Raw genomic sequence first — 22,565 nt, 5'->3', positions numbered from 1 at the left:
TTATCTCGAGGCTCGTTTCGAAAGACGGTGCCAGCGAACACGTGCAGAGCCTGACCGTTACCTACCTCCAACCCACCAACGGAAGCCGCCTCGAAGACGAACCACTTCGGAACGTTTCCGTCCAGCAGGTCGACTCCGTGGCAGCCGTCGACCACGGCACTGATTGCGTTCTCCTCGCCGTACACGACGACTGGAGCGCAAGCGTCGAAGAGCTTCGACGCAGAGCGCCGAACCTCCCGATTGTCGTCGTAGGCGAGGCCGACCCCGAGGTTGGCGCCCTCGCCTCTCGACTCGGCGTCGAGTACGCGCCGAGGGAAGCCTTCGAGGACCGTGAGGAGACGCTCACCGAGCGAGTCCACGAGATCGTCGACGGCGAGGCCGCCCGAGTCGACCGCAACGAACAGGCACTGCGGGATTTACACGCGCTGTCGACCGGTCACGGGGAGTTCGAGGAGAAACTCGAACGCATCCTCGAAGTCGGCCGGGAGTATCTGGACCTCGACATTGGCTTTGCGACATCCATCGACACGGGCGAGCGCCGCTTGGAGATGCTCGCTGTCGCGGGCGATGCAGCCTTCGACGCCGGCGACGTCTTTCCGCTGGAGGAGGCCTACTGCAAGGCGACCGTCCGTGGAAACGGACTGTTGGCAATCACGGACGCGACCGACCGCTGGCGGGACGACCCGGCGTACGACTCCGACTTGCGGTGTTATCTCGGCGGCACGCTCAGTATCGACGGCGAGACCTACGGGACGGTGTGTTTCGGTGGTGCCGAACCGAGGGACGTGTCGTTCACTGAATCCGAGCGGACGTTCGTCGAACTGCTCACCGACCGCGCGAGTTACGAACTCGAACGGGAACGCCGGGAAGCGGAACTGCAGGCGGCCCGAGACGAGTTCGAGACGGTGCTGGAGCGCATCGACGACGGGTTCTTCGCACTCGATACGGCCTGGGGAATCACCTACGTCAACGACGGTGGCTACGAGGTTCTCAACGAAGCCGCAGCGGAGAACTACTCGAAAAGCGACCTCTCGGGGCGGAACCTCTGGGAGGCCGTTCCGGACGCCCTCGGAACCGCGTTCGAAGAGCACTATCGACGGGCGATGGAGACCCAACAGCCGGAGTCGTTCGAAGCGTACTACGAACCGCTGGACGCTCATCTCGGCGTCGAAGCCTACCCCTCCGAGGAGGGGCTTTCGGTGTTCTTCCGTGACGTGTCCGAGGAGAGGCGCCGCGAGCGAGCGCTCAACGACCTCCACTCGACGACGCGAGAGTTGATGAGCGCGACTAATCGGACGGAAATCGCGGAAATAATAAGCGGGGCCGCCGGTGACATCCTCGACCTGTCGTTCAACGCCGTCCGGTTGTACGACGACAAGACGGACCGACTAATCCCCACGGCTCTCAGCGAGAAGGCCACCGAGGAGATGGAGACCCTCCCGACGTACGCCCCCGGCGAGGGGCTGTCGGGGACGGCGTTCCAGCGGCAACAGACACTCGACACCGAGGAACACGACAGATCGATTCCGGACTCCTACGGCCCGATACGTGCGGCGGTTGCGATACCCATCGGCCGACACGGAACGCTGTCTATCGGCACCGAGAACCCCGACGGCATCGGCGATGTGGCACGGAGCCTCGCGAACATTCTCGCGGCCAACGCCGAAACTGCGTTCGACCGCACCGAGCGCGAAACGCAACTCGAGCAGTACCGTGCGGTCCACGAGAGCGTCCGCGAGTCGGTGTTCGTCATCGACGCCGACGGCGACCTTCGGTTGATGACGGACCCTTTAGCCGAGACGCTCGGCGTCGACCCCGACGCGCTCATCGGACGCTCCGTCGAGGAGTTCCTCACCGCGACAGGGTACGAGACCGGCGAGTTGCTCTTGGCCGACCTCCACCGGACGGACAGGGCCGAAAGCCGGAGCTACGAGACGACGCTTCTGACCGTCGACGGCGAGGAACTGCCCGTCGAAATCGAGCTCTCGCAGTACCCCGGCGATGAGTTCCTCGGTAGCGTCGGCGTCGTCCGCGACCGGAGCGAACTCGAAGCCGAACGGGCGCGCTTCGAGAACCTCTTCGAGCAGTCGCCCGACGCCATCACGGACGCGACGCTGACCGACGACGGCCCCATCATCCGGGATGTCAACCGCTCGTTCGAGCAGACCTTCGGCGTCGAGAAGGCCGAGGCGGTCGGCCAGTCCACAAACGACCTCATCGTCCCCGAGGACGACCGGCCGGAAGCCGAACGGCTCGACGGACTCGACCCCGAAGCGTTGACCGAACCGATCGAAGTGAGCCGGCAAACACCGAACGGGCTACGGACGTTCCTCTTCCGTGGCGTCTACTACGGCCGCGCCGCCGAGGGACCGCGTGCATTCGGCATCTACACCGACATCAGCGACCGGAAAGCCGACCAGCGGCGCATCGAGATGTTGAATCGGGTACTGCGGCACAACCTCCGGAACACCATCGGCGTCGTACAGGGGTATCTGGACCTTCTCAGGGACGGCGCGGATGGTGAAACCCTCGAATACATCGACAGCGCGAGCGACGCCGCCGAGCAAATCGCCGCCATCACCGAGAACGTCCGCGACATCGAACGGACGTTCGACGCCGACCGGAGCGACATCGACTATCAGGCCATCGACCTCATGTCGGTACTCGACGAGGCCATCGAACGTGCCAACACGGAAAACACCGAGGCGACGTTCAGGACCGACGTCGACGGTGTCACCGTCTACGACGACGACCTGCTGCAGAAAGCAATCGCCGAGTTGGTCGAGAACGCTGCACTCCACGCCGGCGACGCACCGATTGTGACGGTGCGGGCGTCGGCCGACGACGAGGCCGTCACCATCCGAATCGAGGACGACGGGCCGGGTATCCCCGAACGTGAACGCCAGGTCGTCTCGGGTGAACAGGGCATCACCCAACTCGACCACAGTCGGGGACTCGGGCTGTGGCTCGCCCACTACGTTGTCGAATCCCTCGATGGCTCGCTGTCGTTCGACGACGACCACGACGGCGCTGCCGTCGTGTTGGAACTGCCGCGTCCCGAGGACTGACCCCGGGATGCTCGGGGGTTCCGTTCCACGTCCTCGAAGTGATGCGGTTTGCAGCGGTCCGTAACTCCGTGGTACACGTGGGGAACAGCGACAACATTTGCTGCTACTTCGCTAAACGTTCAAGCGGCTCCCCTACGAGCAGCGGCGTATGGTCGACCCCTACGCCCTTACCGAGGGCGAGACGTTCACGCACAGTCGGACGTTCACCCACGCCGACGTCGAGCAGTTCGTCGAGGTGTCCGAAGACGAGAACCCCCACCACGTCGAACCCGACGAGGAGGGTCGACTCGTCGTCCACGGCCTCCTGACGGGGACGCTCCCGACGAAAATCGGCGGTGATTTGAACTACATCGCTCGGGAGTTGAACTACACCTTTCACCGGCCGGTGTACACCGGCGAGGAGATACGCTGTGCGATGACGGTCACCTCCGTCACCGAACGCGAGGACGGGGTCCGCCTCCAGACGGAGTACGTCTGCCGAAACGAGGACGACGAAGTCGTGATGTCCGGCGACAGCGACGGCGTGGTCTACGAGTAGCGAGCGCCGCGGCTGCCTTACTTCTCGACATCCGCACCGAGGTCGTACAGCACCTCGAAGAACTCGGGGAAGGACACGTCGACGTGTTCGGCGCCCTCGATTGTCGTCTCGCCGTCGGCGACGAGCGCGGCGACGGCCAGCGACATGACGATGCGATGGTCGTCGTACCCTTCGACGGTGGCCCCTTCGAGACCGCCGCCGTGAACGACGAGTTCGTCCTCGTACTCCTCGACGTCGACGCCCATCTTCGTCAACTCCGTGGCCATCGCGGCGACTCGGTCGGTCTCTTTCAGACGGACGTGCTCGCAGTCCGTAATCCGGGTCGTCCCCTCGGCGGCGGCGCCGAGGACCGCGATTGTGGGCAGCAGGTCCGGCGTATCGGCGACGCCGACCTCGATACCCTCCAGTTCGGATTCCGCGACCGAAATCGAGCCGTTCGCGCGGTTCCACTCGATGTCCGCACCCATCCGTTCGAGGATGGAGACGATGGCCGAATCACCCTGTGCGCTGGGGTAGGCCCCCCTGACGAGCAACTCGCCGTCGGCGGCGAGAGCGCCCGCCGCCAGCAGATACGACATCGACGAGAAGTCGCCGGGGACGTGGTACTCCCCGTCGGACGGTTCGTAGGACTGCCCGCCCGGCACACGGAAGCCGTTGGCACCCGAGGACCGGATGTCGGAGTTATCGCCGCCGATGACCTCGGCGTCGATACCGAAGTCCGCGAGCACCTCCAGGGTGATATCGACGTACGGCGCGGATTTGAGGTCTGTCGTGAGGTCGATTTCGAGGCCACCCTCGGTGACTGCGCCGGCCATCAGCAGACCGGTGATGTACTGTGAGGACACGTCGCCGCGGATGGACACCAACTCGCGGTCGATGCCTTCGCCGACGACGAGCGGTGCCTGTCCGTTTCGGCGCGTCGACTCCGCGCGGGCGCCGAGGTCGGAGAGGGCGTCCAGCAGCGGCCCCTGCGGTCGGGAGCGAAGCGAGGTGTCGCCGGTCAACACCGCGAGGTCGTCGACGAGGGCGCCGGCCGCGGCCGTCAACCGCATCGTCGTCCCGCTGTTGGCACAGTCGACGACGTTGCCCGGCGTCTCGGGTGTGCCCTCGAACCCGACGACTTCGAGGTCGTCGTCGACGCGTTCGGTCGACCCGCCGTAGGCTTCGACGGCGCGGGCCGTCGCCTTCGTGTCGGCGCTGAAAAGCGGGTTCTTCACGAGCGCGCCGCCGCCGTAGCCGGCGGCGAGGATGGCGCGATGCGTGTAGCTCTTCGACGGCGGCGCCCGGGCGCTCCCGCGGACCTGCGAGGGCGAGATGCGAACGTCCATACCGGCGGGTGGCGGGCCGCCGACAAAGGCCTGCCGACAAGGGGTAGGGCTTTACTCCTCCCGCCCCCGGCATCCGGTATGAACCCCGACCTCTCTGCACTCGATGCGTTCCTCGAGGAGGCGGACCTCGACGGCTACCTCGTCGAGGCCGACGGCGAGGACTCCGACCAGCGATACCTCTCCGGTTTCACCGCTCCCGACCCCTTCGTGACGCTGTACACCGGCGAGGGGCATCTCCTCGTCTCGGCGCTGGAGTACGGCCGCGCGAAGCGCAACGCACGCGCCGAAACCGTCGAACGCCACTCCGAGTACGACCACCGGAAGAACCTCGAAGAGTACGGACAGACGGAGGGGGGCCACCGGACGCTCGCCGCGTTCCTCGACGCCCACGACGTGGAGTCGGTCGCCACGCCGGTCGACTTCCCGCTCGGTACCGCCGACGGCCTCCGAGACCTCGGCGTGACCGTCGAAGCCGACTACGACGACACCGTCGAGTCCATCCGCGCGACGAAGACCGACGAGGAAGTCGAACACATCCGGTCGGCACAGAAGGCAAACGAAGCCGCGATGGCACGCGCCGAGGAACTACTCGCCGAGGCCGACATCGAGGACGGAACGCTCGTTTTCGACGGCGAGGCGCTCACATCCGAGCGCGTCAAGCAGGAAATCGAAATCGAACTCCTGCGGCACGGCTGTGCGCTCGACGAGACCATCGTCGCCTGCGGGGCCGACGCCGCCGACCCCCACGACCGGGGGTCCGGTCCGCTTTCGGCCGACGAAGCCATCATTATCGACATCTTCCCGCGCTCGAAGGAGACGGGGTACTACGCCGACATGACCCGGACGTTCTGTGTGGGCGACCCCTCCGCGGAAATCGCCGAGTGGTACGACCTCACGCTGGAGGCACAGGAGGCGGCGCTGGACGCCATCGAGGCGGGCGTCACCGGCAGCGAGGTCCACGGCGCGGTGTGCGACGTCTACGAGGACGCCGGCCTGCCGACCCTTCGAAGCGACGAGACGACCGAAACCGGCTTCATTCACACGACGGGCCACGGCGTCGGCCTCGACATCCACGAGTTCCCGCGCGTTTCCGAACAGGACAACGAACTCCAAGCGGGTCACGTCGTCACGGTCGAACCCGGCCTCTACGACCCCGCGGTCGGCGGCGTTCGCATCGAGGACCTCGTCGTCGTCACCGAAGACGGCCACGAGAACCTCACCGACTACGAGAAATCGCTCGTGTTGTAATCCGGTAAGCTACAAACCCCCGCCACGCCTACCGTCACACGGCGGCGATGATGAGGCACCTACCCCCGCTCCGAGCCCCTTGTGACGACGCCTACTCCTGAGCCGCCACGATACCCTCTCGGCCGTCCACTCGATGTCAGAAGAACTTCATCGCCGAGCGAAGGAGGAATCCCAAGACAACGCCGACGAACAGCACCAGCGGACCGTCGGACATCCGACCGAGGTAGACGAGGTACGACATGCCGACGAACATCACCAACACGACGAGTCCGATACCGATGAGCACGGTCCCTCGCCAGGCACTGTAGCCGGCGTTTCGGATGGATTCACGTTTGGATTCCTCCGCCATACTCGGTGTAAACAGCCACCGCGGAAAACTAACAGGCGACTACGCTCGGTAGGTCGATTCTAACGAGGACGTGAGCCGCCACGCAGGCCACCAATACGAACCCCTTTTGCCGAAGGCGGCAGTACCGCTGTTTATGCAACTGCTCGTCGTCGGCGCGGGAGAGATGGGCCGGTGGTTCGCCCGTCACAGCGGCGCCGACGCAGTCGCCTTCGCCGACCGCGACCACGGGGTGGCACGGGAGGCCGCCGCCGCGACGAACGACGCCACGGCGGTCCCACTGGACACCGACGAGCGTTTCGACGTCGTCTGTGTCGCCGTGCCGATGACTGCTGTTCCCGACGTTATCGCCGAACACGCCGCGAAGGCGACCGAAGCAGTCGTCGACGTATCCGGGGAGATGCGCGATTCGGTGGCGGCGCTGTCGACCCACGCCGAGGGCCGCGAACGGGCGAGTTTTCACCCGCTGTTTTCGGCGTCGAACGCACCCGGAAACCTCCCGGTGGTCGTCGATTCGGACGGGCCGACGGTCGACGCCATCCGCGAGTCGCTTTCGGCGGCCGGCAACGACGTCTTCGAGACGACGCCCGAGGAACACGACCGGGCGATGGAGACGGTCCAGGCGAGAGCGCACACGGCGGTGTTGGCCTACGCGTTGGCCGCCGAGGAGGTCGACCCGCGGTTCCAGACCAACCTCTCGGAACCGCTCGATGAGTTGGTCGACAGAATCGCCGGCAACACGCCCGAGGTGTACGCCGAGATTCAGGATCGCTTCAGGGGCGGCGACTCCGTCGCCGAGGCCGCACGCGCGCTCTCTGAAGCTGACCGGGAGACCTTTCTGGACCTCTACGAGGAGGCGGGACGATGACCGACACCGACGCCATCCTCGACAACGCTCGATATCTCCGGAACGCCCGACCCATCGACCCCGAGGAGATCTACGAGTACGTCGACGGCCAACCGCATCCGGCGGTCGTCCGCGAGACGCTGCGCGAACACGCATTCGAATTGGGGATTCGCGAACGCGAAGACGGCACGTTTGTCCCGGTCGAAGACGGGACGATAACCCCGCAATTCGACGGCGTCGAGCGATTCCCCGAGGCCTACGCCCGGCGACTCGAGGACCTGCTCGTCGAGCGGTACGGCCCCGGCTGGCCGAAAGGAGACAGCGGCGCCGGCCTCCGGGAGCGCATCGACCGTCTGAAGGAGGCGTACTTCGCCGACGAGGCGGTCACCTACGACGAGGACACCGCCCTCGCCTACGCAATCTACCACCTGCCGGATTACTACGCGGCGATACAGTACGTCCTCGACGAGGTGGGTCGAGCGGGATTGCTCGGCCGCCGACTCCGGATACTGGAGGTCGGAGCCGGCACGGGCGGGCCGGCGCTCGGCATCCACGATTACCTCCCCGAGGAGACGCTCGTGGAGTACGACGCCGTGGAACCGAGTGCAGCCGCCGACGTGCTCGAAGCGATGCTCGAAGGGACGCGGCCAGGATTTGCGACGACGATTCACCGCGAACGCGCCGAATCGTTCGCCCCCGACGGCGAGTACGACCTCGTCGTCTTCGCCAACGTGCTCTCGGAGTTGGACGACCCCGTCTCGGTCGCCGAGCAGTATCTCGACGTCCTCGCCGACGACGGAACGCTGGTGGCGCTGTCGCCCGCAGAGGAGCGAACGGCGACCCGGTTGCGGAACATCGAGCGCGACCTTCTGACTCGCCGTGAGGACGCGACCGTGTACGCGCCGACGGTTCGACTCTGGCCCGAGGAGTCCCCGGACGACCGCGGGTGGACGTTCGCCCGACAGCCGGACATCGAACCGCCGGCGTTCCAGAGCCGACTCGACCGGGCCGCGGCCGACGGGAACGAAGACGGTCTCGCTGCCGGCGACGGGACGTACCTGAACACCGACGTTCAGTACGCCTATCTCCTGCTTCGAACCGACGGGAAACGGGCCATCGAGTACACGCCGGACGCCGAGGAGGTAGCGAAGATGGCCGAGATGGAGTCCCACGTCACCGACCGAATCGACCTCGACGCGCTGAAACTGTCGCCGAACCTCGCCGACGAGGGCAACCCGCTGTTCAAGATTAGCGACGGCTCGGAGGCCGTCGACCACTACGCCGTCCTCACGCGGGAGTCGGCGCTCAACGAATCCCTCCTCCGTGCGCCGTACGGCTCGTTGCTTCACTTCGAGAACGTCCTCGTGTTGTGGAACGACGACGAGGAGGCGTACAATCTCGTCGTCGATGCCCAGACGGTCGTCGACCGCCTGAGCTGATTACCCCGGTCCGTGCGGTGAACTTTTGCGACACCGGTACCCACAGCCCGTATGGATATTCTGCTGACGAACGACGACGGCATCGACGCCGTCGGCATCCGGGCGCTGTACGACGCCCTGGAATCGGTCGGCGACGTGACGGTGATGGCACCGGAGGTCGACCAGAGCGCGGTCGGCCGACAACTCTCACGGAACGTCGAACTGACAGAACACGAACTCGGCTACGCAGTTCAGGGAACACCGACGGACTGCGTCGTCGCCGCCATCTGTGCGATGGATTTCGACCCCGACATCGTCGTCTCGGGCTGTAACCGCGGGGCGAACCTCGGGGAGTACGTCCTCGGCCGTTCGGGAACTGTCTCGGCCGCCGTGGAAGCCGCCTTCTTCGGCGTTCCGGCCATCGCCGCATCCGTGTACTTCCCGGCCGGCGACATCACGTTCCAGGAATTCACCCCCGAACCGGAACACTTCTCGGAGGCCACCCGCGCCGTCCGCTATCTCATCGAACACGCCTTCGGTGCGGGCGTCTTCGACGACGCCGACTACCTGAACGTCAACGCGCCGCTGCCGCCCGAGGAGGGCCACGCCGACATGGAAATCACTCGTCCCTCCCACGTCTACGAGATGGACGCCGAAAACGAGCGTGGGACGGTGACGATTCACGACCGCATCTGGGAGATGATGGCCGAGGGGTCCGTCCCCGACCCGCAGGGCAGCGACCGACGCGCGGTCGTCGAGGGCCGCGTCAGCGTCTCGCCGCTGACGGCGCCGCACACGACCACCCGCCACGAGGCCCTCGACGGACTGGCGGAAGCCTACGACGGGTGAATCGCCCGACGAGAGACGGGTCGGGGACTCCCTGATGAACCTTCTGGCCCGCATTCGGCCATCAACCGTTTATGTCGCTGTCGAGTACGAATCAACGATGCGACAGACACGGCAACGCGAACTGACGACGGAGGGCGATACGACATGAACCGACGACGATTCCTGACCGCCACGGCGGGCGCGGGAACGGTACTCGTCGCCGGCTGTACGGGCAACGGCGGCTCCGAAAGCCCCAGCGGCAACGGCGGGAACGGTGGGTCGGCGATGGGGACGTTCCGACTGCTCATCAGCGACCAGCCGGCCGACATCGGCGACTTCGAATCGCTGGACGTCACCCTCTCGAAAGCGCGGGTGTTCCGCGCTGCCGACGACGAGGAAGACGACGAGGAAGACGACGAAGAAGACGATGACGACGGAACTGAAACCCCCGATGGGACCGAAACCGCCGAACCGACCGAGACCGAGGAGCCGACTGAAACGGAAGAAGAGACCGAGACGCCGGAGGGGACTGAAGCCGAAGACGACGAGGACGAAGACGATGATGAGGAAGACGACGAAGACGGTGAGGGCGGTTTCACCGAACTCGACCTCGAAGGCGAGACGGTCGACTTGACCGAGGTCGTCGGCGACAAGGCGATTTCCGTGTTGGAGGGCGAACTCGAAGCGGGCACCTACACGAAAATCGAGCTTCACGCCTCCGAAGTGGTCGGCGTCGTCGACGGCGAGGAAGTCGACGTGAAACTCCCCAGCGAGAAACTGCAGATTACCAAGACGTTCGAAGTCGAGGAGGGCGGAGAGGTGAGCTTCGTCTTCGACATCAACGTCGTCAAGCGAGGCCCGAACAACGGTTACATCCTCAAGCCAGTCATCTCCGAAAGCGGAGTCGCCGGCAAGGACGTTGACGTCAAGGAAGTCGGAGACGACGAGGATGACGAAGACGAGGATGACAAAGAAGGCGACGATGACGACGGGACCGAAACCGCCGAACCGACCGAAACGCCGGAGGCAACCGAAGAGCCCGAATCGGCCGGCAACGAATCGGCGTAATCGACACTCCGAAACGTAGCCACAATCGATTTTTGAATGCGTTATTTTTCACTTAGTGTAACTGGTAGTAGTTACTCCTCGGCGTAACTTACTTGATGGCCCCCATCCTCGATGTGTCTATGTCGATACAACGCCGTCAGTTCCTCACGGCGCTCGGTACAGGTGGGGTTGCTGGATTGGCCGGTTGTGCGCAAATCGGTGGAGGAGCAAGCGACGACGCTCCCGGCGTCGCCGGGGAGACGCTGACCCTCACGACGACGACGAGTACCGACGACACCGGACTGCTCGACGAGTTGAACGCCCCGTTCGAAGAGATGTACGGCGTCACCGTCGACACGGTCGCACAGGGGACCGGCGCGGCCCTCCAGACTGCCCGCGACGGCGACTCAGACGTGGTGATGGTCCACGCCCGGTCGCTGGAAGACGAGTTCATGCGCGACGGCATCGGCGTGAACCGCCGCGATTTGATGTTCAACGACTTCGTCATCGTCGGCCCGGGGAGCGACCCAGCGGGCATCGAGGGAACGAGTTCGGCGACGGAGGCGTTCGCGACCATCGCCGACTCCGAAGCTACCTTCGTCTCCCGTGGCGACAACTCGGGAACACACACCAAGGAACGCCTCGTCTGGGAGGAGGCCGGCGTCGACCCCGGCGGCGACTGGTACCGCGAAACCGGACAGGGAATGGGGCAGGTACTCAACATCGCCAACGAGCAGGGCGGGTACACGCTGTCTGACCGCGGGACGTACCTCTCCCAACGGTCGGAAATCGACCTCGCGATTCTCGTCGAAGGGCCTATCGAAGACGGCCCGGAGATCCTCGCGAACCCCTACGGCGTCATCGCGGTCAACCCCGCCGTCCACGACAACGTCAACTACGACCTCGCGATGGCCTACATCGGCTACATCACCAGTCCCGAGGGACAGGACATCATCGACAGCTACGAGGCGAACGGCGAACAGTTGTTCTTCCCGCGAGCGCTGTCGGAGGACCCCGACTTCGAACAGTACGTTCCGGAAGGTTGGAGTGGCGACTCCGCTGAGGACTGACCGTGACCCCCGGGTTGGCCTCACTCGCGCTGTTGGCCGAGTTCCCCTTCGAATCGGTGTACGTCCGGAGTATCATCTTCGTCTCGCTGTACGTCAGCGTCATCGCCGTCGTGTTGAGTACGCTCGTGAGCGTCCCGATTGCGCTCGTGGTCGGCTTCACCGACCTCCCCGGAAAGCGGCTCATCAAGTCGATCATCAACACCGGAATGGGGTTTCCGAGCGTCGTCGTCGGGTTACTCGTGTTGTTCGCCGTCTCCAATCAGGGACCGCTCGGACCGCTCGAACTCGTCTTTACCAAGGAGGCGATGATTATGTCGCAGTTCGTGTTGGCCACGCCGGCGATAACGGCCGTCAGCCTCGCCGCCGTCACGAGCGTCGAGGAGAACGTCCGCGACGCTGCCCGCAGTCTCGGCGGGACGCGGCTGGACGTTGCACTCGTCGTCATCAAGGAGGCCCGATACGGCATCGCGACGGCGATACTGGCCGGGTTCGGACGGGCTATTAGCGAAGTCGGGTCGGTACTCATCGTCGGCGGCAACATCGCGGGGTCGGAGGGCGTCTCGAAGACGCGGACGCTGACGACCGCAATCCAATTGGAGGCCAGACAGGGCCGCTACGAGACGGCGATGGTGCTCGGCGGCGTCCTCGTCGCCATCGTTCTCTTGGTGAACGCCATCGTCGTCCGACTCGGCGACGACCGGGTGATGGGCTGATGTTGCGAGCCGATTCCGTGTCGCTGTCCTACGGCGACGACGCCGTCGTCGACGACCTCACGCTGTCGGTGGATTCTGGAGAGGTAATTGCCGTCATCGGCCCCTCCGGGGTCGGGAAGACGACACTGCTGCGGCTGTTGTCGCTGTCTCTGGAACCCGATTCCGGCCGCGTGACGCTCGGCGGCCGCGACGCATGGGCGGTCGACGAGGACGAACGCCTCACTCTCCGACGGCGCGTCGGCATGGTGTTTCAGGAAGCCAGCCTCTTCGACGCTTCCGTCGCCCGTAACGTCGAGTACGGCCTTCGGATTCGTCGGTCGTGGCAGGAGCGCCTCCGCGAGGAACTGCTGTCGGTGGTTCGCTCGAACGGCACCGCCGACGCCGTCGAAGCCGCCCTCGATGTCGTCGGGATGACAGAGAAAATCGACCAGGACGCCCGGTCGCTCTCCGGCGGGGAGGCCCAGCGGGTCTCCTTCGCGCGGGCGCTAGCGTACGACCCCGACGTGCTCTTGCTTGACGAACCGACCTCCGACCTCGACCCACGGAACACGGCTGTCATCGAGTCCGCCGTCGACAAGGCACGGGCCAGCGGTATCGGCGTCGTCGTCGCCACCCACGACATGCACCAAGCCCGCCGAATCGCCGACCGCGTCGCCGTCCTCCTCGGTTCCGACCTGACGGAGGTCGGTCCGGCCGAGGCGGTGTTCGAGGACCCAGAAGACGAGCGCACCCGGAAGTTTATCTCGGGGGAACTGGTGTACTGAATTCAATGTTGCCCGCCGAAGGGCCGCCGGAGAACGCATGACGCTCGAGAAGGGATTCGAACCGCGACTCGGCCGCGACGGCGTGACCGTCACCGGCCGGGACATCGAGATGCTGCGCGCGATAGACGAACAGGGGTCGATGTCCGGCGCGGCCGACGCCCTCGGTCGGTCGTATCCGCACCTCCAGCGCCGCGTCGACGAAATCGAAGGCGCCTTCGGTCCGCTGACAACCAGAGTTCGCGGCGGGAGCGACGGCGGCGGCACCGCTCTCACCGACGAGGCACGGGACCTCATCAGACAGTTCGACCGCCTCCGAGTCGAACTGTCGGGGGTTACCTCGGTCACCGAGTCCATCGTACCGGGGACCGTCGTCGCCCGCGACGGCGAGTTGGCGACCGTCGAAACCGACGCCGGGGAGATGGCCGCTCGCGTTCCCGACGGCTCCCGAGAGGTGGAGATAGCCATCCGGTCGGACGCCGTCGTTCTCATGGACCCCGAGACGGCCGCCGAGGGCCACACCAGCCTCCGGAACCAACTCTCCGGGACCGTCTCCCGGGTCGAAACCGCCGACGCCGTCTCGACGGTGACGGTGACCGTCGCCGAGGGCATCGACATCGAGGCAGTCGTGACCGAGGAGAGCAGAGAGCGACTCGGATTGCGGGAGGGTAGAGATGTCGTCGCGGCGTTCAAGACGACCGCCGCCCGGGCGATTGCGACCGATTTCTGACGGTTAGAGGACACCGAGGACGAACCCGAGACCCATCCCGACGAGGACGACCGCCGAAAACACCGGAAGGTACGGCGCGAGGCGCTCGACGTCCTCCTCGAAGGACTCGTAGCCGGCGATGAGCAGCATCGTCAGCGTGACGATGCCGACGATGACCGTGAGGGCGTAGGCAGTCATCAGTTCGAGACAGTGTGCGGAACCGCTACAAAGCGCGATGATTTCGAACTCCTCCTCGTGGGCGAAGCCGAGCAGGAACGCGAACCACGCGATGCCCAACAGGCCGCGCTCGTCGGCGCTGTCGGTATCGTGGGCGTGGCTGTGACCGCCCACGAACGGAAGCCTGCGTTTTAGGCGTTCGAACAGGCTGTCGTGGTCATGGCTCTCCCCGTGGTCGTGTGTGTGGCCACGGCCCCCGTGGCTGTGGCCGTGGTCGTGGTCGTGGTGGTGGACGTGTTCACCGTCGCCGTGACCATGACTGTGTCCGCCGTCGCCGTGGTCGTGGTTGTGCCCGTCGTCGTCGGTTCCGATACCGTGGCTGTGACCGTGGCGATACTCACGGATACCCAGTGCGATGAGAAGAGTGCCCGCGACGAGGCTCACCGGACCGCCGATTTCGAGTCCGCCGAACAGCGCGATGGGGTCGTCGAGTTGCGTGAGTTCGAAGTACGACTTCGCATAGAAGAACGCGACGACCATGGCGATGCTGCTCACGAGGTGGCCGATACCGAGCAGGAGGCTGGCGGCGAAGCCGTGGACCCACTTGTATCGCTGGTCAAGGGCGTAGGAGGCCGCGACCGGCCAGCCGTGGCCCGGTTCGATTCCGTGAACCGCGCCGAGGGCGACCGCACCGAACAGCAGTCCGAGCGCCTCGCCGTGTAACATGTCGTTTCGTGTTCGGTGAAGGGCCGTCTTAGGGATTGTTACTACCGGAACGGGGAAATCGTCATACGATTCGTGGAGGTGACGCGGGCACTGTGTGGGCAGACGCGGACCCTATTTGTCGCCTCGCCGCGATGGCACCGACGTGCGAACGAGTTTCAACATCCCCGACGAGACCCTCTCGGAGTTCGACCGCGTCTGGCAGGCGGAAGGCATCGAGAACCGTTCACGTGCCGTCCGGGAGGCGATGTCCGAGTACATCGAATCCCACGCTCGCCTAGAGGACACCGACGGCGAAGTCGTCGCACTGTTGGGGTTCGATTACCGCCACCACGAGGTCATCGGTGAACTCCACGCGATTCAACACGAGTACCAAGACGTTATCCTGAACACGAGCCACACCCACCAGGGCGAGTGGTGTCTGGAGTCGCTGTTCTGTCGGGGCACGTCGGAACGCGTTCGACAGTTGACCTACCGCCTCCGGGACTTCGACGGCGTTCGACGGGTGAAAACGATGATAATCCGCGACGAGGCGTGAATCGTCTTGACGCCCTCCGAAACCGATTATTGGGTCGGGGTGTATCGTTCGCTTGGTAATGCACTCGACGCTCGTGGCGCTGTTGAAACACAACGCGAAGCACGCCTCGGAGTACGACACCCGATTCGAGGGCCTCCAACACGGGCAACACCCCGAGGCGGTCACCGTCTGCTGTTCGGACTCTCGGGTTCTGCAGGACCAGATGTGGGGCAACGACGACCCCGGAAACCTCTTCACCTGCGGCAACATCGGGAACCGAGTCATCGACCGCGCCAACGGCGAGGAGTTCGTCTCCGGTGACGTACTCTATCCCATCGAACACACCGGAACGAACCTCGCCGTCGTCGTCGGCCACACCGGCTGTGGCGCCGTCACGGCGACCTACGACGCACTCACCGACGGCGTCTCTGAACCACTGGGCATCGAACGCTGTCTCGACCTCCTGAAACCGCGCCTCGAAGACGGCATCGAGGCCCTCCCCGACGACATCGACCGGTCGGAAGCTATCAACCGCCTCGTCGAGTGCAACGTCGACCGGCAGGTGCAGTTCTTGCGTGAGAGCGACGACGTACCCGAGGAAGTCTGCGCCGTCGGTGCCGTCTACGACTTCCAGGACATCTACGGTGGCAAACGCGGCGAGGTTCACGTCGTCAACGTCGACGGCGAGCGCAGCGTCGAGTCGCTGAGAGAGGAACACCCCGATATAGCGGGGCGCATCGACCGGCTCTGGGAGTACTGAGTGCAACTCACGGGCGTCGTCTGCAGCGGTGGTCGATGGAAACAGCGACCGTTGTCGATATTTACTATTTTATATAAGAATACTTATGATGTGTGGAAGTGTCTGACACACAGATGAGTTCACGAAGAGTATCTAGTTCGTCGCGAGGTTTGTCACCCCCACAGCTCAGCCGTCGTCAGGTACTAGCGGGGAGTGGGCTGGTGGCGCTTGGTAGCCTGAGTGGCTGTCTCGGCCGAGTCGCGAGCGCGACGACTACCACGGGAGCATCGCCAGCGGCACCGTTCGCGGGCCTCGGTGAGTACACGGGGCCGTCGCCGATTGCTGAGCCAACCGTATACAAACTCACCCCGACAGTCTCTACGGACATCGGCCCCGTCTCAGACGAACTCGAACTCGAAGCGTGGGTGACCGCAACCGCTATCGCGGCCACCTGTTGCTTCGACTACAATGGGGATGCTAGTGGAAGCAACCGGGCCAACTACAACAACACTCGAAGCAACCGCTCGGTCATTAGCGGCCCGAGCGACACAGACGCGGACGCCGACGGACTCGACGACACGGTCGAACTCCGCTCGAAAGCTCTAGCGTTAGAGAACCAACTGCTCTCCCAGACGAAAGCAGCAGCCGACTCTATCAGCAAGCGCTCCGCACGCACGGGGCGGCGCGGCATCGCAGACATGGGCGACACCATCGAAAATATACAGGCGACCCTCGAACGCTGCTCCGAGGACGTGTGCGTAACCGTCCGAGAGCACGCAGATGGTCGAACGAAACTGACTCAGCAGGCGGCCACTCACATCGAAAACGGCGAGTGGGAAGCCGCCAGCGAAGCTGTTCAAGACGTACGAGAAATCGTCGAGGGAGACATCGAACTGCTTGAATCCTCGCTGGAAGACACCTCTGAAGTGTCTCTCGGCAATCCTCGTCTACAGGAGTTGACCGGCGCGAGTGCCGAAGACATCGTTGCACTCTACGAGTACCTCGCTGGTGAACCCATACTCAGCGAGCAGTTCACCATCACGGTCCCTGACGCTCGTCTCTCTGCTGGGAACGTCGCGCTTGTCGACGAACTCACGCCTCGCCGACTTATCGAGTACGTGACCGGCCGGGCCGACGACGGGCACGTCTATGCGTGGGGGAACAATAGGGCCTCCAACGAAAACAACGATTCCAGTCCGCTTTACGAAGGCGACGCAGTCGGTGGGGAAAACGCGCTCAACAGGGGCCTCATGACTGACGACAATACGCTGTACGACTCGGACACGTTCCTATCTGCTGTCTCTGGCCCTGTCGACACGGGCATCCACCTCGAAACATCAGGCGACAACGAGACAATCACGGTTCACGTGAAGAACGACCCCCCACAGGCCACAGAGACGACACCGGCTCTCGCTGTCAGTGCAGACGGGTCGTCTCCCGAACCCGCCGACTTCGACGAGTGGGGTCCTGAAAACGGTGAGAGCGCCGTCACGTCGACGCTGGTGTGCCCGATTATGGTCGCTCCACCGGACTGCCCGTCGCCGTTCCCCGCGCTGTTGTACGTACGACGATGTAAAAACGCGAATCAGTACATCTACACGGGGGGATGGGTCATTGACGATGGCAGTCTCTACAGTAACACGCTTACGTCCTTACCGGCGGGTGTTGCACCCGAAGTCGTCAGCATTGGCGCAGGCGATGGGTACGGTGACGCGATGGCTCGCCAACTCTCGGGGGACCGGAAGCGACGCGGTGCGCGGCTGTTCGATGGGACAGTGTCGGATGCGGTTGCCGAGGGTGTGCTTTCAGAAGCAGAAGGTGAAGACATCATCCTTCGGAAGCGACCGGGGCGAACGAAGGCCCAAAATGAAGCTGGTGGTGACGCGGAGAACACGTTCGTCTGCCAATCTAACCACCTGTCGGCACCAATCGTCCACTTCACGGAGGCCAGCGCCGCTGACGACGCGAAGTTCAAAGCCGGCGCCGAACTCTCGAAGAGCGTGAATTGACCCGCCTTGGCTCAGCGGCTCTCTCGTTGCTCAACCTTGTTCAGGTGGCTGAATTCTGATGTGGATTCACGGTAATCAACCGGAAAGAGGATACCCTGTACTACTTAGCCGAACTCAAGAGCAGGTCGAAGATTTATACGACGGAACCGCCTACGAAAATCCATGAGTACCGGACGGGAGATTCGCCTCGTTGAAGAAGACGATGGTTGGTGGTCTGCCATCGACGAGGAAACCGGCGTCGCCAGCCAAGGGCCCTCGCGGGAGGCGGCACTCGAGAATCTTGACGATGCCATTGCCCTAACTGAGGAGGCCCGCAATGACGACACACCTGCTCCGGAGCCGGATGCGCCCTGGTTCGAGGACTGAATGGTCTCACGGGACTTCTCTGGCCGCGAAATCGTCAACGTTCTCCGGAAATTCGGCTATCGACACGACCGGACGAGCGGTGACCACGTGATTCTGAAGTATACTCATCCAGAGACCAGCGAGACCCGAACAGTTACTGTCCCGCTACACGACCGCGTTCGAATCGGGACGCTCCAGAGTATCGCCGACCAATGCGGTGCGGACGACTTCCGAGCCTGGTGTGAGTGGATAGACGAGCACCGGTAGAACCGTCGCTTCTGTCAATCACCACGATTCGCGCTGCTCTACCTTGTTCAGGTAGCTGAAATCCATAATACACCCCGTAACCTCTACGGGGAAATTCGTGGGTAATAGTGGGCAACACATATCAGCGGTGGGTCCGTACTGTTCCTCGATGAAAGTCGACGCAACAGACCTCAAAACGAACGAGACGGACGACCGGGGTCGAGTCTACCTCGGCACCGAATATGCGAACAAGCGCGTTACCGTCGCTGTCGTCGAGGTAGAGTCCGACCGGCCGGACGACGACGAGTTGGCAACCGCCTATCGGGAGGCTTCCGAGAGCGCGGAGGCACTCGCCGAGGAGTGGAGCGAAACGTCCGACGAAGCGTGGGAAAGCCTCGATGAGTGACGGCACGGACGTGCGACGGGGCGATGTGGTTGTCGTTCGACTCGACCCCGCCGAAGGACACGAGATGAAGAAGACGCGGCTGGCCGTGGTCATTCAAAACAATATCGGAAACCGGAACTCCAGTACGACCATCGTCGCGCCCGTCACGGGGACCTACCGCGAGTATCCGTTCGCGGTGTTCGTCGAGGCGGACGGGTCACCGCTCGAAAAGGATTCGTCAATCCGGCTCGACCAGATTCGAACCGTCTCGGTTCCGAAACGGATTCACTCGGTCGTCGGTTCACTCGACGGACCCACGATGGCTGAAGTCGACGAGGCGTTACAGCTGAGTCTCGGCCTCGACTGAGCTACCGGCTCTCTCTTTGTTCAACTTTGTTCAGGTCACAAACTGACGTTACAGATTTCGTCTACTTTGCCGCTTTCTTCGGAGTGTAATCAGTCATCGTCGGCGGTGTACGCACCACCTCGGCGCTTGATTCGAGCAACCACGATGCGTCGTTCGTTCTGACGGAGCGTCACGGCGAGACGGAACCCTCCAACGCGCACTTTCTTCCGTGGACTGTTCTGAAGCGGTTCGCCGTAATAGGGTGGGCCGCGCCACGGTGAATCGACGATTTCGTCGAGTTTGTCGAGAATACGGTCTTGCTCGTGGGAGTCGAACGCGGCAGGGTCGTCCTTGGCCTTCGATGAGAGTTCCCACGTCCAGTTGCCGTCACTCATCGCCATCCGTGCCGAACTGCTGACGGGCCTCCTCGGCGCTCATGGTTCGCCCCTGGCGGATGTCCTCTTCCGCTTCGAGGAGGGCAACGAGCTCGTCGCGGTCGAACGTCGGGAACTCGATTGCGTCGCGCAGCGTATACCGGATGAACTCGCTCCGACTGTTGAAGCCGCGTCCCTGCCACGTCCCGTCTATCTCGTCGAGAAACGACTGGGTGACTTTGAAGTTCACCGTGACGATTTCGTCCTCGTCATTCTCTTCTGTGGCTGCTCCAGACATACGCTGGTATTACACTTGTCTTACCAAGTTTGTTTCGCTGGCAGATACGACTCCTCGTGAGAGGAACGAAGCGACGCCAGAAACGCCAAGCCGTTGTTTTGGACTGAAATCATGTGCGTCGTTGTGAGTCGGTGACTATCGAGCTATCGTCCGATTCGACCGAAGCGAGAAGGTCGTGTAGATTAGCGCAGTAAGGCACCGGTCGTCAATCTACGACGGGATTCCCTGAAGAGGGATGCGAATCGCTCGATGCAGGGGACTTACCTATCTTTTTGAGAGGATTATTCTTCGTCCTTGACGGTGAGGGAGAACCCCCACTGAAACGTCGTAGTTGGCTGTTCTGTTCCCTCTGCGTCCGGGTTGTCCCACATCTGGATTTCTCGCTCCCACCGATACGTACCCGGTTCAATATACCCATCCTCAGCGTAATCATTCCACACCTTGTACTCGGTACGCATCGACTCTCCGGAGCTGTATTTGAACGCTCCACAGCCATATGCCGGGGAGCTTCGGTCGCTGAATCGAGATTTGTCCTGTTCCCATCTGTTGGGTTCTCGATCGAGATCCTGTGCCTCCTCAGGTCGATATAGCCACAGCCCAGCGGGGTCGTCACTTCCCCCATCACTCCGGTTGAACAGGCTACACCTGCCCGATCCAATGGAAAGCGCTCGGTCTGGGCCCTCGTTGGTTGTCGTGATTTGAACGTGGGCCGGATGGGTTTCGGTTACTGTCTGTTCGAGAAGTTCGACAGCGATGGTCACCTCGTAGGGTTCTGCCACGGCGTCTTGGTCGTGGAGTTCTACCACTCGTCGCCCGGTATCATCCGTAGTAAGCCCCCGAAGCTGTTGGCAACCGCTCACTCCCACGACACACGTTGTTGCTGCCGTTGTCAGGAGCGTCCGACGGTCCATATCTGATAGAGGTTCGTGAATATCTTAATTTGAATGGATAACTAAACTAGAGGCTTGATATAGAGGTCAACCGTCGCTAATTGCAGGGTCTTTACTAAGTGATGAATCTCCAGGCCCTGTGGTACACTCGCTATGTGATTGTGGTAGTGGTTTTACATATTTGGCTCTGAACACCGAATGTATGGGTTCTCTGCACTCTCGGGTGAGCGGGGTGATTTCGGTGGAGGGCGTTCAGAAGCGGGATTTGGTAGCCCTCGGTGGGTTAGGGATTCTTGTGGTGCCGTACGTGCTTATTCCTCAAATCAACCGGTATCTCTCCGAATTCAATCCACCGATGAATAGTCCGGAGCTATTCTTGATGTTCATGACGTTCTTATTGCCGGTTCTTCCCAGTGCAGTCGTCGGGGACGCTACGCGAGGTAACGCTGCAGGTCAAACGGGTGTTCGTCGATACTTCTATGGCCTGTTGAGATACATCGCAATCGGTGTGGCCCCCAGTATGGTACCAGGCGGATTCATCGCAAGCGGGTATCTGGTCGGATGGGGAGGCCAACCTTCCATATCATCGTATGTAATGGCCTATACCGTTTCTGGCCTCCTAATAGCAGGTATTGCTACGTTCGGCGCAGTTCTCGGGTACACAACCGGATATATGACCGGACGGCTCCGTTCAACCTCGCAGTGAGAATCGAGAGCCCGAATGGGTCAGACCGCTCGGTAAGCAGGTCTAGTGACTGACTCTTCCAGTGTGGTTTGTCTGGAAGCTTCTATAATCGACTTATCATAGAAATTGCTCAATACAGTCCCTGTACTGACGGCTGACGAATATTAACAGCTACTGTAGCATTGAAGACGCGAGCGTGTGAGACTTCGATATCCGTTTTCGGCTCCACATGGAATGACTTCGCCCGAACGTTTTCCTTGGGGAGGGTTGGCTAAACAGTATGGACCGAAGGAGCGTTCTCGGTGCAACTGCGGCAGTCTTCGGGGTTGGCGGGGCCGCTTACTTCGCTCTCGAAAATAATCCTCCAACTCCGGGGCCGTTAGAGAGTATCACTATCCGGTCGTTCAGTCCAACTGAGACCGAGATTCACGAGGAAGACGCGCCCGTAATCAGAATTGGTGAGAAAAATACGGTCTCCGTATCTGGCTGTTTCTATGTTCGTGATGGGGATTACCGGGCTGAAGTCTCCCAGGTGGTATTCGATGAGGCTGAAAATCAAATGACAATCACAATCCGGCCACACAAACCGATTCCGTCGTATTTCGATATAGAATCAGACCGAGTGGATGCGTTCTTTGGGAAAGGATACGAGGTCAACGCAATTTTCTCAGACATACCAAATTCGATCGTCGTCCACGAAATTGACTCAATGAATCAAACCCGGACCACTTCAGTTTCTACCTAATACCCGGCTCAATGAGTAGCTATGATGTGGATGCCAATGTATAGGTGTTATTCAGCGAATAAGAGTCGCACTGTCTCCAGAGTGATATAGCAGACCGACTTCCTCGCCCAATTTCACTTGGTTGAAATCGTCACGGTCGACTTGTGGCGTTGAACAGTCAACGTT

26 protein-coding genes are annotated in these 22,565 nt (G+C 62.6%); 20 read left to right on the top strand and 6 right to left on the bottom strand.

Annotated features, from left to right (window positions below; genetic code table 11):
• Window positions 1–41: 41 nt before the first annotated feature.
• Both HWX69_RS11150 and HWX69_RS11145 read left to right on the top strand, forming a co-directional pair.
• Window positions 42–3,068: a PAS domain S-box protein gene (locus tag HWX69_RS11150; protein ID WP_178917177.1), complete on the top strand. Its 3,027-nt coding sequence runs from the start codon at window positions 42–44 to the stop codon at window positions 3,066–3,068.
• Window positions 3,069–3,216: 148 nt separating this feature from the next.
• The gene (locus HWX69_RS11145) at window positions 3,217–3,606 is read left to right on the top strand and encodes a MaoC/PaaZ C-terminal domain-containing protein (protein ID WP_178917176.1); all 390 of its coding nucleotides are present in this window, start codon (window positions 3,217–3,219) and stop codon (window positions 3,604–3,606) included.
• Between the two features lie 17 nt (window positions 3,607–3,623).
• On the opposite strand, the gene aroA is transcribed toward HWX69_RS11145, so the two are convergent.
• Entirely contained in the window at window positions 3,624–4,934 is a 1,311-nt protein-coding gene (aroA, locus tag HWX69_RS11140; protein ID WP_178917175.1) for a 3-phosphoshikimate 1-carboxyvinyltransferase, read from the bottom strand.
• Window positions 4,935–5,012: 78 nt separating this feature from the next.
• On the opposite strand from aroA, the gene HWX69_RS11135 reads away from it, so the two are divergent.
• Window positions 5,013–6,182, top strand: coding sequence for a M24 family metallopeptidase (locus tag HWX69_RS11135; protein WP_178917174.1), 1,170 nt, complete (start codon window positions 5,013–5,015; stop codon window positions 6,180–6,182).
• 136 nt (window positions 6,183–6,318) lie between these two features.
• On the opposite strand, the gene HWX69_RS11130 is transcribed toward HWX69_RS11135, so the two are convergent.
• The gene (locus tag HWX69_RS11130; RefSeq protein WP_178917173.1) at window positions 6,319–6,531 is read right to left on the bottom strand and encodes a hypothetical protein; all 213 of its coding nucleotides are present in this window, start codon (window positions 6,529–6,531) and stop codon (window positions 6,319–6,321) included.
• Between the two features lie 133 nt (window positions 6,532–6,664).
• Between HWX69_RS11130 and HWX69_RS11125 the strand changes: the two genes are divergently transcribed.
• The 8 genes from HWX69_RS11125 to HWX69_RS11090 all read left to right on the top strand — a co-directional run bounded on the left by HWX69_RS11125 (window position 6,665) and on the right by HWX69_RS11090 (window position 13,942).
• Window positions 6,665–7,396, top strand: coding sequence for a prephenate dehydrogenase (locus HWX69_RS11125; protein WP_178917172.1), 732 nt, complete (start codon window positions 6,665–6,667; stop codon window positions 7,394–7,396).
• Complete coding sequence (locus HWX69_RS11120) at window positions 7,393–8,814, top strand: small ribosomal subunit Rsm22 family protein (protein ID WP_178917171.1); 1,422 nt, start codon at window positions 7,393–7,395, stop codon at window positions 8,812–8,814. The genes HWX69_RS11125 and HWX69_RS11120 overlap by 4 nt, the downstream gene beginning before the upstream one ends.
• 51 nt (window positions 8,815–8,865) lie before the next feature.
• Window positions 8,866–9,642 carry a 5'/3'-nucleotidase SurE gene (gene surE / locus HWX69_RS11115; RefSeq protein WP_178917170.1) on the top strand — a complete coding sequence of 259 codons (777 nt, stop codon included), beginning with the start codon at window positions 8,866–8,868 and terminating at the stop codon, window positions 9,640–9,642.
• 144 nt (window positions 9,643–9,786) lie between these two features.
• Window positions 9,787–10,689: a DUF4382 domain-containing protein gene (locus tag HWX69_RS11110; RefSeq protein WP_178917169.1), complete on the top strand. Its 903-nt coding sequence runs from the start codon at window positions 9,787–9,789 to the stop codon at window positions 10,687–10,689.
• 119 nt (window positions 10,690–10,808) lie between these two features.
• Entirely contained in the window at window positions 10,809–11,738 is a 930-nt protein-coding gene (locus HWX69_RS11105) for an ABC transporter substrate-binding protein (protein WP_178917168.1), read from the top strand.
• Window positions 11,739–11,740: 2 nt separating this feature from the next.
• A complete protein-coding gene (locus tag HWX69_RS11100) occupies window positions 11,741–12,451 on the top strand; it encodes an ABC transporter permease (RefSeq protein WP_178917167.1) in 711 nt (236 codons plus the stop codon).
• Window positions 12,451–13,215 (top strand): ABC transporter ATP-binding protein, encoded by a 765-nt coding sequence (locus HWX69_RS11095; RefSeq protein WP_178917166.1) that lies wholly within the window; start codon window positions 12,451–12,453, stop codon window positions 13,213–13,215. Before HWX69_RS11100 ends, HWX69_RS11095 begins: the two co-directional genes overlap by 1 nt.
• Window positions 13,216–13,252: 37 nt before the next feature.
• Window positions 13,253–13,942, top strand: coding sequence for a TOBE domain-containing protein (locus HWX69_RS11090; RefSeq protein WP_178917165.1), 690 nt, complete (start codon window positions 13,253–13,255; stop codon window positions 13,940–13,942).
• A 3-nt stretch (window positions 13,943–13,945) separates the two neighbouring features.
• Here the strand turns inward: HWX69_RS11090 and HWX69_RS11085 are convergent, their stop codons facing one another.
• Window positions 13,946–14,824 carry a hypothetical protein gene (locus HWX69_RS11085; RefSeq protein ID WP_178917164.1) on the bottom strand — a complete coding sequence of 293 codons (879 nt, stop codon included), beginning with the start codon at window positions 14,822–14,824 and terminating at the stop codon, window positions 13,946–13,948.
• 142 nt (window positions 14,825–14,966) lie between these two features.
• Between HWX69_RS11085 and HWX69_RS11080 the strand changes: the two genes are divergently transcribed.
• From HWX69_RS11080 to HWX69_RS11050, 7 genes are all read left to right on the top strand, one after another.
• Window positions 14,967–15,359, top strand: a complete 393-nt coding sequence (locus tag HWX69_RS11080) for a CopG family ribbon-helix-helix protein (RefSeq protein WP_178917163.1) — start codon at window positions 14,967–14,969, stop codon at window positions 15,357–15,359.
• Window positions 15,360–15,417: 58 nt separating this feature from the next.
• On the top strand, window positions 15,418–16,098 hold the full coding sequence (locus HWX69_RS11075; RefSeq protein WP_178917162.1) for a carbonic anhydrase: 681 nt from the start codon (window positions 15,418–15,420) through the stop codon (window positions 16,096–16,098).
• Between the two features lie 200 nt (window positions 16,099–16,298).
• Entirely contained in the window at window positions 16,299–18,086 is a 1,788-nt protein-coding gene (locus HWX69_RS18030) for a hypothetical protein (protein WP_218644781.1), read from the top strand.
• Window positions 18,087–18,248: 162 nt separating this feature from the next.
• Window positions 18,249–18,452, top strand: a complete 204-nt coding sequence (locus tag HWX69_RS11065) for a type II toxin-antitoxin system HicB family antitoxin (RefSeq protein ID WP_178917161.1) — start codon at window positions 18,249–18,251, stop codon at window positions 18,450–18,452.
• On the top strand, window positions 18,453–18,698 hold the full coding sequence (locus HWX69_RS11060) for a type II toxin-antitoxin system HicA family toxin (protein WP_178917160.1): 246 nt from the start codon (window positions 18,453–18,455) through the stop codon (window positions 18,696–18,698).
• A gap of 148 nt (window positions 18,699–18,846) precedes the next feature.
• A complete protein-coding gene (locus tag HWX69_RS11055; protein WP_178917159.1) occupies window positions 18,847–19,083 on the top strand; it encodes a hypothetical protein in 237 nt (78 codons plus the stop codon).
• Complete coding sequence (locus tag HWX69_RS11050; RefSeq protein WP_178917158.1) at window positions 19,076–19,429, top strand: type II toxin-antitoxin system PemK/MazF family toxin; 354 nt, start codon at window positions 19,076–19,078, stop codon at window positions 19,427–19,429. Before HWX69_RS11055 ends, HWX69_RS11050 begins: the two co-directional genes overlap by 8 nt.
• Before the next feature lie 89 nt (window positions 19,430–19,518).
• On the opposite strand, the gene HWX69_RS11045 is transcribed toward HWX69_RS11050, so the two are convergent.
• From HWX69_RS11045 to HWX69_RS11035, 3 genes are all read right to left on the bottom strand, one after another.
• Complete coding sequence (locus HWX69_RS11045) at window positions 19,519–19,803, bottom strand: type II toxin-antitoxin system RelE family toxin (RefSeq protein WP_178917157.1); 285 nt, start codon at window positions 19,801–19,803, stop codon at window positions 19,519–19,521.
• Complete coding sequence (locus tag HWX69_RS11040) at window positions 19,796–20,080, bottom strand: ribbon-helix-helix domain-containing protein (protein ID WP_178917156.1); 285 nt, start codon at window positions 20,078–20,080, stop codon at window positions 19,796–19,798. Before HWX69_RS11040 ends, HWX69_RS11045 begins: the two co-directional genes overlap by 8 nt.
• A gap of 281 nt (window positions 20,081–20,361) precedes the next feature.
• On the bottom strand, window positions 20,362–20,886 hold the full coding sequence (locus tag HWX69_RS11035) for a hypothetical protein (RefSeq protein ID WP_178917155.1): 525 nt from the start codon (window positions 20,884–20,886) through the stop codon (window positions 20,362–20,364).
• Between the two features lie 286 nt (window positions 20,887–21,172).
• Between HWX69_RS11035 and HWX69_RS11030 the strand changes: the two genes are divergently transcribed.
• Both HWX69_RS11030 and HWX69_RS11025 read left to right on the top strand, forming a co-directional pair.
• A complete protein-coding gene (locus HWX69_RS11030; protein WP_178917154.1) occupies window positions 21,173–21,676 on the top strand; it encodes a hypothetical protein in 504 nt (167 codons plus the stop codon).
• 259 nt (window positions 21,677–21,935) lie between these two features.
• Window positions 21,936–22,400, top strand: coding sequence for a hypothetical protein (locus tag HWX69_RS11025; protein WP_178917153.1), 465 nt, complete (start codon window positions 21,936–21,938; stop codon window positions 22,398–22,400).
• Window positions 22,401–22,565: the final 165 nt, after the last annotated feature.

It is taken from the genome of Natronomonas gomsonensis, assembly GCF_013391635.1.
In the GTDB taxonomy this organism is placed as follows: Archaea; Halobacteriota; Halobacteria; order Halobacteriales; family Haloarculaceae; genus Natronomonas; species Natronomonas gomsonensis_A.
This window is presented reverse-complemented; position numbering and strand designations above follow the sequence as displayed.